We start from the raw sequence: 11,897 nt of genomic DNA on the forward strand, positions 1-11,897 counted from the left end.
GTCATCCGTGCGGGCGCGCCTCCCATGCGGAAGGCGTTCACCAGCGGGCGCTCTCCCGGATGTGCATAATACATGCGGCCAAACGATGACAAGAGCCGCCGCGCGGCCTATTCGAAGCCCGTCAGCGTCGTATCGCCGACATTGATGTCGCCGAGCGTGCGGAACATCAGCCGCGCGCCGATCGACCAGTCGTTCGCCGTCGTGCCGGACTTGTCGCGCGTCTGCTCGTAAACGACCGAGAAGACCGTGTCGCGATCGTCGTAGGAGAAGCCGAAACCGTTGCGCGACAGGCTCTGGCGGTTGATGTCGTAGGTCAGCGACCCGAACACCGACCAGTAGTTCTCGAACTTGAAGGCCGCGGCGCTCTGGATTTCGCTGGCATTCTCCGCCAGGCCGTAAAGCGGCTGCGCGGCGATGCGCGTATAGGTGACCTCGGTCTCGAAGCGGGCGCCATCGAAGCGCACCGACGTGTCCGAGCGGCGCAGCGACAGGTCGTTCTTGTCGAGGCGAGCGCTGTGGGCGACCGAAAGGCCGTTCGGCAGGTCGAAGCCGGCCATTCCGACATAGTCCGACGTATCCCGTTCGAGGCCGGAATTGGCACCGGCATTCACGAGGTCCGGCGTCGCGAAGGAATTGACTCCGCCTAGATGGAACGACTGGCCGACGATCGAGCGCAGGCGCACGCCATTGTCGAAGGTGCCGGTGTAACGCAGGCCGATATTGGCGCGCGAGCCGCCCTCGATACGGTCGAAGCCGGAGAACTTGTCGCGCTCGAAGAGGTTCGTCGCGTCGAAGACGAAGCTCTGCGCGTCCTCGTTCGGCAACCCGCCCGGATAGTCTTCATCCGGGCGCAGGTAGATCTGCGCGATCGGCTCGAAGAGGTGGGTGCTGGTGTCGGTCGTCGCCAGGATCGGGTAGCGCGCCTCGAGGCCGGCGGTCAGCATCGAGCGGGTCGCGCTGCTGTCGTCCTCGTAGATGCCGGCATAGGCGAGGCCGGGGTCGTTCATGTCGAGGCGGTGGATATCGCCGCGGGCCGCGAGCAGGGGCGTCAGCACGAGGCCGCCGGGTACGACGAACTGGCGCTTCCATTCGAGTTCGCTGGTCAGCCGCGTTGTGCCGCCGGCAAGCCCGCGGAAGCGTTCATTGCCGCGCACGCTGTATCGGTCGGAGAGGTCGCGCTCGATATTGGTGATGTTCGTCGTGATCGACAGCTCGCCGCCGAGGACCGGCTGCGGCGCGATATATTCGTAGTCGAGCGTCTGGGCGATCGCCTGCTTGCGCTCCAGCCGGTCCTGCGGGTCGGCATCCTGCACGTCGAAGTAGAACGAGCGCAGGTCGAAGATGTTGCGGCGTCCGAGACCGGTCAGATAGACCTGATTGGTGTGAATGCGGTCGCTCAGGCCGTCCAGGTCATAGGTGCGCGAAAAATTGTTGTCGCTCTGCACCATGACATCCCAGCCGAAGGCCCAGCGGGGATTGATCTTGAAGCGGCCCTCGGAGGCGACCATGCCGCGGAAATCGTCGCGCCGGTCGCTCGTGCCTGCGGAAAACACGCCCGGATTCCACTGGTCGATGCCGGCGGCACGCAGCGTGATCTGGCCGTTGTGGAAGCGCTTGCGGAACTCCGCCTCGACGAGGAAACCCTGGCGGGTCAAGACGCTCGGCGAGATCGTCGCGTCCATGTCGGGCGCGATCGCGAAATAATAGGGTGTCGTGATGCCGAGGCCGAGCTTCTGCTCATAGCTGAACTGCGGGAACAGGAAGCCGCTCTTGCGCTTCACAGTATGGTCCGGCACTTCCAGCACGGGAATATAGGCGATCGGCCGGCCGAACATCTCGAAGCGGGCGCGCTCGAGCCGGATCGTCTTGGTTCGGCCGTTCTGCACGACGCGCTCGGCCTTGATCTGCCAGAGAGAGCGGTGCGTCGGGTCCGTGGCGCAGGGTGTGCAGGCGGTATAGACGGCGTGGTTGAGGATCATCTCCTCGCCGTTGACGCGCTCGCCGCTGGTCGCCGCCAGCTTGGTCAGGTCGGTCGTCTCGATACGTAGCGCATTGACGAAACCGTTGGCGAAATCGTCCGACAGGTCCATCTGCTCGCCGTAGACGCGGTTGCCCGTCGGCTCGATGAGTTCGATGTTACCGAAGGCGGTCAGCCGGCCGGTCTTCTGGTTGTATTCGACCTGGCGGGCGACGAGCTTGTAGCCGCCATAGTTGATCTGCACCGCGCCGCGGGCGATCACCTTTTCGGAGTCATTGTTATAGACGAGCTCGTTCGCCGCCAGAAGCAGCTTGGCGTCGTCCGGGATATTCGGTTCCATCGACTGGATGTCGGGTGCCTGCGCCCGGGCGGGGAGCGCGGAGGCGGGCACGATGGCGCACATGGCCGCACCTGCAAGCAGGGCGGCTCTCAACCACCTATTCGTTTTGCGGTCGCCTGCCGCCACTAGCCATCCTCCTGATGGAGAAGAATCGTCGCCCCTAACGACATTGCGACGACCACTGGGAGCCAGGCCGCAACGAACGGAGGTACAACACCGCTGCTTCCGAATGCTTTCACAAGCACGGTGACGACATAAAGCATGAAGCCTGACAGGATTCCACCCAGAATCACCGCACGCGATTGATTAAACCGGCTAAATTTCAATGATACACAGGCTGCGATCAGCGTCATGGCAACCAGGAGCAGTGGCAGCGAGAGCAGGGAATGGAACTGCGTTTCCATCGCGTCGGTGGGGAAACCGAAGGACTTTGCCGCCTCGATCTTGCGCCCAAGGCTCAAAAACGGAATGGATTCAGGCTTTTCGAGGCTCTCCTGGACGAATTCCCGTTTCAGGTTGGTACGAAGCTGTACCTCTTCGAGACGAACCGGCAACTCGCCGTTGCGCGTCTCGTGCACGTTCTTAAGAAGCCAGTAACCATCTTCCAAGGTTGCCGAATCGGCATCCTGGCGCAGCACGATGCGGCCGTCCGTATCGAAGTGGATGACGGTGACGTTCAACAGCCGCGTGCCCTCGTCGAGGACTGCCTTGGCGCCGATGATCGCCTGGTCGTCGCCATAGATCTGGCGCAGCCACGGCACGGCGTTTTCGGTGCGCGAGGCATTGGCCGCGCCCCAGCTCGCTTCGAGCTCCACGGCCTTCCTGCTGCTCCAGGCCGCGATCGGATTGATGGCGAGAACGGCGAGCACGCCGAACAGGAAGGAGCCGATGATGAAGGGGCGCAGGAACTGCCAGACCGAAATGCCCGCCGCCCGCGTGACGACCAGCTCGTAACGCCGGTTGAGCGAGATCAGGGAGGCCATGCCCGCAAACAGCGCCACGAAGGGCACGGTCTGCATCAGGATCGTCGGGATGCGCAACGCCGTCACCAGCAGGCCGCTGGTCAGCGTATAGCCGGGCAGGGCGCCGACGCGGTTCGACATCTCGCTGAAATCGATGATGAAGATCAGCGAGAAGATGCCGAGCAGGAACCAGACAGTGGTGACCGTGTAGCGGCGGAAGAAATAGAAGCCGAGTGTGGGGATCATGGCTGGCCGCTCCCGCCAGTGGAGGCCGGGCCTGCTCGCCATCGATTGCCGAGCTCGGTCAACCGCTCGCCGAGCGTCACGGGAATGTCGAGGCTCTTGTTGCGCCCGAGATAGCGGATCGCCAGTGCGGCGGTGACGCCGGGGATGAGATACATGATCGGTATGAAATAGGCGGAATCTTCCGCATTGTTGGACGCATAGAAACTCGCCCAGCGCACGAAGAGGGCGGTGAGCAGCGCCGTGATCATCGGGTGCACGCGGGCTTCGCGGTGCGAGCGCGCATCGCCGCTGACGACGAGCGCGATGAGGCCGAAGACGGCCGGGAACAGCCATTCCGTGAAGCGGCGGTGGATTTCCGCGGTGAAGGCGCCCGGATTGCGCTGGTATTGCGGATCGTTCGGGTCCGGATCGAACAGATAGAAGAGGTCGCGGTCCTTGGCGCGGATGTTCGTCTTGCCGACGCTCTGCGTCAGGTCCGCGAGATCGAAGGCGTAGGAATCGAACTTGATGATCGAGACGTTGCCGTCCGGCAGCTTGCGGTGCACCTCGCCGTCCTTCATCACCAGCGCCGAGCTGTTTTCGTCCACCGCGCCCTCTCGGGCATAATAGACGAGCTCGAAGCGCGGATCGCGCGTATCGGCCACGAACAGGCCTTCCAGCACGCCGCCGTTGCGACGCTCGGCCACCTGCACATAGAGGCCGTCGGTGATCTTGCGGAAGGTGTTTTCCTGCACGACGGAAGAGAGCATGTCGGCATGCGCCGTCGCGATCATCTTGCGCACGGCGGTGCGCGAATAGGGTTCGGCGAAATTGTCGACGACGAAGGACACGAGGCTCATCGCCACGGACAGAATCATGACCGGCCGGATGATCGTCATGCGCGAGGCGCCGGCGGAGTTCAGCACCGTCAGCTCCGAATCGGCGTTCATCACCGTCAGCGTCTGCGACACGCCGATGACGAGCGCGAAGGGCAGGATGATCGGGATGACGGAGGGGAGAATGAGCGTCGCGAGCCGCAGGAAGGCGAAGATCGACTGGCCGCTGTCGGTGACGAGGTTGATGCTGCCGAGCGCCTGCGTGACCCAGACGATGCCGAGCAGGGGCACGAGCGTGGCGACGAACATGAGCGACGCCCGCCGCAGGATATAGCGCTCGATCAATTTCATCGTTTCGTCCGCGTTTCCGACAGGCGGCTCCGGCTTCGTGCAGGGGCACCCCTCGGAACAGCCATGGGCATATAAGCTTTCTTCAGGCTGATGCCATAGCCGGGAGTCTCTCCGGCCAAGGAAAATTTATGGCGAACAAGCATGACTAACCATCTGTAAACAAGGTGCCGCATCTTGCCAAGCGCCGCAAAAGCGACAAGGAATTGATGAGATTGGCGGCCGTCTCTTATCGGACGACAGGCCCGCCGGCCACAGATTCGGAGTAAGTCATGGCTTCCAGATTCGACATCGGTTTCGCAAAGACGGCACGCGCCTCGGGCGGTCTTGCGATCCTCCTGCAGATTGCCGACCAGACGGCGGCCGGTCTCGGCGAGGTCGATCCGGAAGGCATCGCCACCCGCGCCGCCGGCGTGGCGAAATTCACCGGCAAGGCGCTGAAGACCCTCGACGTGCTGGCGCCGCATGGCGCCCCGGTCGATCGCATCCTGGTTCTCGGCCTCGGCGAGGCGGACAAGCTCGTCGCGCACGACTGGCTGAAGGCCGGCGGTGCCGCAGCCGGCAAGATCGGCCGCGCCGACAAGGCGACGATCTACCTCGATGCGCCGGGCGCCACCGTCACGGCGAAGAACGCCGCCGATTTCGCGCTCGGCATGCAGCTCGGCGCCTATAGCTTCGATATCTACAAGACGAAGAAGGGCGAGGACGACGACGCCAAGAACGGCAAGGCCGCCAAGGTGACGATCGTCACCGCCGCCGCCAGCGCCGCCAAGAAGGCGAACGACGTGTCCGATGCCGTTGCGGAGGGCGTGATTCTCGCCCGCAACCTCGTCAACGAGCCGGCCAACGTGCTCGGCCCCGTCGAGTTCGCCGAAAAGGCCAAGGCGCTCGAAAAACTCGGCGTCGACGTGGAAATCCTCACCGAACGCGAGATGAAGCGGCTCGGCATGGGCGCGCTGCTCGGCGTCGCGCAGGGCTCCGTACGCCCGCCGCGCCTGGCCGTCATGCACTGGAAGGGCGGCAAGGAGAAGGACCGGCCGGTCGCCTTCATCGGCAAGGGCGTGGTCTTCGATACGGGCGGCATTTCCATCAAGCCGGCTGCCGGCATGGAGGACATGAAGGGCGACATGGGCGGTGCCGCCGCCGTCATCGGCCTGATGCACACGCTCGCCGCCCGCAAGGCCAAGGCGAACGTCGTCGGCATCCTCGGCCTTGTGGAAAACATGCCTGACGGCAACGCCCAGCGCCCCGGCGACATCGTCAAGTCCATGTCCGGCCAGACGATCGAGATCATCAACACCGATGCCGAAGGCCGCCTCGTTTTGTGCGATGCGCTCTGGTATTGCAACGAGACCTTCAAGCCGCAGTTCATGGTCAACCTCGCGACGCTGACCGGCGCGATCATGGTGGCGCTCGGCAGCCATCACGCCGGCCTGTTCTCCAACGACGACACGCTCGCGGCGCGCCTTACCGCCGCCGGCCTCTCGACGAACGAGCGCCTGTGGCGCATGCCACTCGGCCGCGAATACGACAAGATGATCGACAGCAAGTTCGCCGACATGAAGAACACCGGCGGGCGTTATGCCGGCTCGATCACCGCTGCGCAGTTCCTGCACCGCTTCGTCAAGGAAACGCCCTGGGCGCATCTCGATATCGCCGGCACCGCCATGGGCTCGCCGACCGACGAGATCAACCAGTCCTGGGGTTCCGGTTTCGGCGTGCGCCTGCTCGACGAGCTGGTGCGCGCGAATTACGAAAGCTGAGGAGAGGGTGAGCGAAGTCCTCTTCTACCACCTGACCGAATCGAAGCTTGAGGACGCGCTCCCGCCGCTCCTCGACAAGAGCCTCGAACGCGGCTGGCGCGTCGTCGTGCAGACCGGCGATGCGGAGCGCCGCGATGCGCTCGACACGCATCTGTGGACCTTCCGCGAGGACAGTTTCCTGCCGCACGGCACCGACGAGCAGGCGTTTCCCGCCGAACAGCCGGTTCTGCTGACCATGACGGCCGACAATGCCAACGCCGCCACCGTGCGCTTCCTCGTCGCCGGCGCCGAACCGCCGGCGCTCGATCCCTATGACCGCGTCATCTTCATGTTCGACGGCTACGACCAGGCGGAAGTCGAGACCGCGCGCGAGCACTGGAAGCGCCTGAAGGGCGAGGGGCATCAGCTCACCTATTGGCAGCAGAACAGCGACGGGCGCTGGCAGAAAAAAGCCTAGCGGGCGGCAAGCGCGGTGTCATAGGCCTGCTGTGCTTCCAGCACCGAATCCATGTGCCGTTCCGCCCAATGGGCGATGGCGGCGACGGTGTCCTTCAGCGTCCCGCCAAGCGGCGTCAGCGCATATTCGACGGTGACCGGCACGCTTGGATAGACGGTGCGCGAGACGAGCCCGTCGCGCTCCAGCTTCTTCAAGGTCTGTGACAAGGCCTTCTGAGAGATGCCCTTGATGTCGCGCCGGAGGTGGTTGAAACGCTTCGGACCGGCCTGCACCTGGTCGAGAATCAGCAGCGCCCACTTGTCCGCGAGGCGATCGAGCACCTGCCGTGTCGGGCAGTTTTCCTCATAGATATCATAGATGTAAGCCATTCGATCGTGACCTCGCATATGGCACCCGGTTTCCAGCAGGGAACTACCTGACGGCAAAGTGCCTCCTTACGCCGCTTTCCATTCTTCATTATGTATCATTTCGGAAGTTGGTTTCCAATCGATACTTAGGAGATGACAATGGCTGGAAAGATTCTGGTTCTCGGCGCGACCGGCAATGTCGGCACGCCCCTCGTCAAGGCGCTTGTCGCAAAGGGTGAAAAGGTGAAAGCGGCATCGCGCTCGGGCAAGGCGGTCGCGGGCACGGAGGGCGTCGCCTTCGATTATGCCGACAAGGCGACCTTCGGCCCCGCCTTCGAGGGCGTCGACCGGGCCTATGTGATGCTGCCGGCCGGCTATGTGAACATCACGGAGCTGCTGCTGCCGGTGATCGAAGCGGCTGCGGCGCGCAAGGCCAAGGTGGTGTTCCAGAGCGTGTTCGGCGTGGATGCGGATGACAGCATTCCCTACCGCCAGGTCGAGATCGCGCTGGAGAAATCGGGCACGCCCTATGTCATCCTGCGGCCGAACTGGTTTGCCGACAATTTCCAGACCTACTGGAAGGCCGGCATCGACCACGGCACGATCGCGGTGCCGGCGGGCGAGGGCAAGTCGAGTTTTGTCGACACCCGCGACATCGCGGCGAGCGCCGCTGCCGTGCTCACCACCACGCAGTTCGACGGCAAGGCCTTCAACCTCACCGGGCCGGAAGCCCACAGCTATGGGGAAGCGGCAAAGATCCTGTCGGATGTGATCGGCAAGCCTGTCGCCTATGAGGCCGTGGATGACGCGACCTTCGTCGGCATCCTGACGGGCGCCGGCGTTCCGGCGGACTACGCCAATTTCCTCGCCGCGATCTTCTATCCGGTGCGGCAGGGCTGGACGGCAGCGGTTTCCGATGCCGTCGAGGTCCTGACCGGCCAGGCGCCGCGGTCCCTCGTGACCTATGCGCGCGACAACGCGGCCGCCCTGAAAGCGTGACGACGGTCCGAGGGCGGCAACCTGCCGCCCTCGACGCCCATTCTAGTCGTGGAAAGCCTCGACGAATTTGCGGCGGCCGAGCATGAAGGCGTCGGCGACGTGGCGCAGCGGCGCGAGGTCGACGTCGGATTTTCCGGCTTTCACGATCTCCGCGAAGCGCTTGTAGAGCATCGGATATTCCTGCTCCGGCTCCTCGTGCACGAGCTTGCCGTCGATGGAGAGTTTCGCGCCGCCCTCGGACAGCACCATCTCGCCGGCTTCGGTCTGCGCGACGATGTCCCAGCTCTGCTTGCCGGTCTGGCGCCAGTCGAAATCGGCCTTGAGGTCGAGGCCTTTGGCGTCGGAGAAGGTGATCGCGGCGGCGATCGGCGCGTCGCGGTTTTCCGGAAATTCCAGCGTCGCGGCAGTGATGAAGACCGGGCGCGGCAGGATATGGGTGACGATGGAGAGCGCGTTGATGCCCGGATCGAAGACGCCGAGGCCGCCGGCCTGCCAGATCCAGTCCTGGTTCGGATGCCAGTGGCGCACATCTTCCTTCCAGATCACCTGCATCGAGCGGATCGTCGTGCCGGCGAGGAAGCTCCTTGCGGCTTCGACGGCCGGCGCATAACGCGAATGCCAGCTCGCGAAGAGTGACACGCCCTTGACGGCGGCGAGTGCTTCGAGGTCGGCGACTTCGGAGAGCGTCGCGCCCGGCGGCTTTTCGAGGAAGACATGCTTGCCGGCCGAAAGCGCCTTCTCCGCCGCCTCGTAGCGATATTGCGGCGGCATGCAGAGCGAGACCGCATCGATTGCCGGCACGGCCGCCAGCATCTCGTCGATCGACTTGAAATTGTCGATTCCGTCGACCGTGCCGTGGCGGCTTGCAGCGGCGATCAGCTTGTAATCGCTGTTCTTGGCGACGGCCGGAAGATGCTGGTCGCGCACGATCTTGCCGACGCCGACGATTGCGAGATTGATCGGGGACATGGCTCCACCCTCATTTGTATGATGATTTGGCGGTGTTGTAGCAGAACCTTCAGCCGGGGCAAGAGTGCCTCCGCACTGACGCTTGCCTATCCTTTGTGCAAGGCCGCCGGGGCGGCCTTCGCCTTTCGTCTAATGCCGGGCCTCAGACCGGGAAAACCCGGCCTCGGACTTGAAACCAGCCTTGAAATCGGCACTCTGGCTGTGCTTGGCACAACAGCAATAACACGCCAAGCGGGGAGGAGTTCTCATGAAGACGCTGCTGGTTTTCAGCCGGCTCATCGACACGATTACGGAAAACATCGGGAAAGCCGTTGGCTGGCTGATCCTGATCGCCGTGCTTGTGAGCGCCGGAAATGCCGTTATCCGGAAACTGTTCAATATGTCATCCAACGCCTGGCTTGAGGCGCAATGGTATCTCTTCGGCGGGGCCTTCATGCTCGCTGCCGCCTATACGCTGTCGCAGAACGAGCACATCCGCATCGACGTCGTCTACGGCAAGTTTTCGCGCCGCGTGCAGCACTGGATCGACCTTCTCGGCCATTGCCTGTTCCTGATGCCCTTCGTGCTGCTGATGGTCTATTTCCTCGTGCCCTACGTGCTGATGTCCTATCGCTCGGGTGAGGGCTCCTCCAGCGCCGGCGGCCTGATCGTCTGGCCGGCCAAGGCGATCCTGCTTGCCGGCTTCGTGCTGCTTGCCGCCCAGGGCGTGTCGGAGATCATCAAGAAGATCGCCATCATGAGCGGCGACATGGAGGACCCGACGCCCTACGTGCCGACGCACGCGCCGCTTGACAATACCGTGGCGGAGGAGAAGGGCGCATGATCGAGTTCATTGCGGAAAACCTCGCGCCGATCATGTTCGTGTCGCTGATCGTGTTCCTGCTGCTGGGCTATCCGGTGGCATTTTCGCTTGCGGCAAACGGCCTGCTCTTTTTCATCATCGGCGTGGAGCTCGCGCCGCTGTCCGATTCGATCAACCTGTCCTGGCCGCTGTTGAACGCGATGCCGGAGCGGCTATGGGGGGTGATGTCGAACGACACATTGCTCGCCATCCCATTCTTTACCTTCATGGGGATCGTGCTCGAAAAATCCGGCATGGCGGAAGACCTGCTCGATACGATCGGCCAGCTTTTCGGGCCGATCCGCGGTGGCCTTGCCTATGCGGTGATCTTCGTCGGCGCGCTGCTTGCGGCCACCACCGGCGTCGTCGCCGCCTCGGTCATCGCCATGGGCCTCATCTCTCTGCCCATCATGCTGCGCTACGGTTATGACCGCCGCGTCGCCTCCGGCGTCATTGCGGCGTCCGGCACGCTCGCCCAGATCATCCCGCCGTCGCTCGTGCTGATCGTGCTCGCCGACCAGCTCGGCCGTTCGGTCGGCGACATGTATGCCGGCGCTCTCATCCCGGGCCTGATCCTGACCGCCCTCTACATGGGCTACATCCTGCTGATGAGCTTCCTCAAGCGGGATTCCATGCCGGCCTTGCCGCTAGAGGCGCGCTCGCTCGGCTCCGGCGTCACGTCGCTCATCATCGCGCTGATCGTCGCGGCCGGCTTCGCCTACGCGGCGCATGTCTATCTCTACCCGACACAGGGCCCGAATGCCGATATTCTCGGCGCCACCTGCGGCGTTGTCTTCATCTACGTTGTTGCCCTCGTCGATAAGACGATGAATATCAATATGATGTCCCGGCTGGCGCAGCAGGTCATCATCGTGCTGATCCCGCCGCTGGCGCTGATCTTCCTCGTGCTCGGCACCATCTTCCTCGGCATCGCGACGCCGACGGAAGGCGGCGCCATGGGTGCTGTGGGTGCGCTGGTCATGGCGGCTGCCAAGGGCCGGCTCAACATGGCGGTGATGCGTTCGGCACTCGCCGCCACGACGCGCCTTTCCGCCTTCGTGCTGTTCATCCTGATCGGTGCCCGCGTCTTCTCTCTCACCTTCTACGGCGTGAACGGGCACCTGTGGGTCGAACACCTGCTGGTCTCCCTGCCGGGCGGCGAGACGGGCTTCTTGATCGGGGTGAACATCCTGGTGTTCTTCCTGGCGTTCTTCCTCGATTTCTTCGAGCTCGCCTTCATCATCGTGCCGCTGCTCGCACCCGCGGCCGACAAGCTCGGCATCGACCTCATCTGGTTCGGCGTGCTGCTCGGCATCAACATGCAGACGAGCTTCATGCACCCGCCCTTCGGCTTTGCGCTGTTCTACCTGCGTTCGGTCGCCGCCAAGGTGCCCTATCTGGACAAGGTGACGGGCAAGGTGACCCAGCCGGTAACGACCGGGCAGATCTATTGGGGTGCTGTGCCCTTCGTCTGCATCCAGATCGTCATGGTGGCACTCACCATCATGTTCCCGCAGATGGTCATGCACTACAAGGATACGGGAACCGGCATCGATCCAGCGACGATCAAGATCGAGGTGCCCGGCTTCGGTGCCAATGGTGGGGGCATGACGCTGCCGGACAACGGCGGCGGCCTCGGCCTGCCGGGTGGCCTGCAGCTTCCCGCCGGTAACCCGCTGGAAGGCGGCGAACAGAAGCCGGCTGGTGAAGGTGAGCAGAAGCCCACCAACGACCTTTCGAGCCCGCCATCCTTCAACTGATGTTTTGGGCCGGCGTCAGCCGGCCCTTTCCAAAGAAAAACCCCGGAGCATCGCTGCTCCGGGGTTTTTTGT

At 63.6% G+C, this 11,897-nt stretch carries 10 protein-coding genes; 5 read left to right on the forward strand and 5 right to left on the reverse strand.

Features of this window, described 5'->3' with window-relative positions:
• Positions 1-107: 107 nt before the first annotated feature.
• Genes AC1Q6Z_RS19540 through lptF form a run of 3 tightly spaced genes read right to left on the reverse strand, consistent with a single transcriptional unit; the run spans position 108 to position 4,692 of the window.
• On the reverse strand, positions 108-2,444 hold the full coding sequence (locus AC1Q6Z_RS19540) for an LPS-assembly protein LptD (protein ID WP_435265204.1): 2,337 nt from the start codon (positions 2,442-2,444) through the stop codon (positions 108-110).
• Positions 2,444-3,526, reverse strand: a complete 1,083-nt coding sequence (lptG, locus tag AC1Q6Z_RS19545) for an LPS export ABC transporter permease LptG (protein ID WP_439628335.1) — start codon at positions 3,524-3,526, stop codon at positions 2,444-2,446. Before lptG ends, AC1Q6Z_RS19540 begins: the two co-directional genes overlap by 1 nt.
• Positions 3,523-4,692, reverse strand: coding sequence for an LPS export ABC transporter permease LptF (gene lptF / locus AC1Q6Z_RS19550; RefSeq protein ID WP_492648944.1), 1,170 nt, complete (start codon positions 4,690-4,692; stop codon positions 3,523-3,525). Before lptF ends, lptG begins: the two co-directional genes overlap by 4 nt.
• A gap of 269 nt (positions 4,693-4,961) precedes the next feature.
• Between lptF and AC1Q6Z_RS19555 the strand changes: the two genes are divergently transcribed.
• Together AC1Q6Z_RS19555 and AC1Q6Z_RS19560 are read left to right on the forward strand one after the other, a co-directional pair.
• Positions 4,962-6,452, forward strand: a complete 1,491-nt coding sequence (locus AC1Q6Z_RS19555; RefSeq protein WP_492648945.1) for a leucyl aminopeptidase — start codon at positions 4,962-4,964, stop codon at positions 6,450-6,452.
• A 7-nt stretch (positions 6,453-6,459) separates the two neighbouring features.
• Positions 6,460-6,909, forward strand: coding sequence for a DNA polymerase III subunit chi (locus AC1Q6Z_RS19560; RefSeq protein WP_256118856.1), 450 nt, complete (start codon positions 6,460-6,462; stop codon positions 6,907-6,909).
• Here the strand turns inward: AC1Q6Z_RS19560 and AC1Q6Z_RS19565 are convergent.
• A complete protein-coding gene (locus AC1Q6Z_RS19565; protein WP_492648946.1) occupies positions 6,906-7,277 on the reverse strand; it encodes a winged helix-turn-helix transcriptional regulator in 372 nt (123 codons plus the stop codon). The genes AC1Q6Z_RS19560 and AC1Q6Z_RS19565 overlap by 4 nt on opposite strands.
• 138 nt (positions 7,278-7,415) lie before the next feature.
• On the opposite strand from AC1Q6Z_RS19565, the gene AC1Q6Z_RS19570 reads away from it, so the two are divergent.
• Positions 7,416-8,255, forward strand: coding sequence for an SDR family oxidoreductase (locus AC1Q6Z_RS19570; protein WP_492648947.1), 840 nt, complete (start codon positions 7,416-7,418; stop codon positions 8,253-8,255).
• 42 nt (positions 8,256-8,297) lie between these two features.
• Here AC1Q6Z_RS19570 and AC1Q6Z_RS19575 read toward each other — a convergent pair whose 3' ends face one another.
• Positions 8,298-9,224 (reverse strand): Gfo/Idh/MocA family protein, encoded by a 927-nt coding sequence (locus AC1Q6Z_RS19575; protein WP_492648948.1) that lies wholly within the window; start codon positions 9,222-9,224, stop codon positions 8,298-8,300.
• A gap of 247 nt (positions 9,225-9,471) precedes the next feature.
• Between AC1Q6Z_RS19575 and AC1Q6Z_RS19580 the strand changes: the two genes are divergently transcribed.
• Both AC1Q6Z_RS19580 and AC1Q6Z_RS19585 read left to right on the forward strand, forming a co-directional pair.
• On the forward strand, positions 9,472-10,047 hold the full coding sequence (locus tag AC1Q6Z_RS19580) for a TRAP transporter small permease subunit (RefSeq protein WP_492648949.1): 576 nt from the start codon (positions 9,472-9,474) through the stop codon (positions 10,045-10,047).
• Positions 10,044-11,825 (forward strand): TRAP transporter large permease, encoded by a 1,782-nt coding sequence (locus AC1Q6Z_RS19585; RefSeq protein ID WP_492648950.1) that lies wholly within the window; start codon positions 10,044-10,046, stop codon positions 11,823-11,825. The genes AC1Q6Z_RS19580 and AC1Q6Z_RS19585 overlap by 4 nt, the downstream gene beginning before the upstream one ends.
• Positions 11,826-11,897 lie beyond the last annotated feature (72 nt).

It is taken from the genome of Shinella sp. GW835-FHT14H05 (assembly GCF_058793575.1).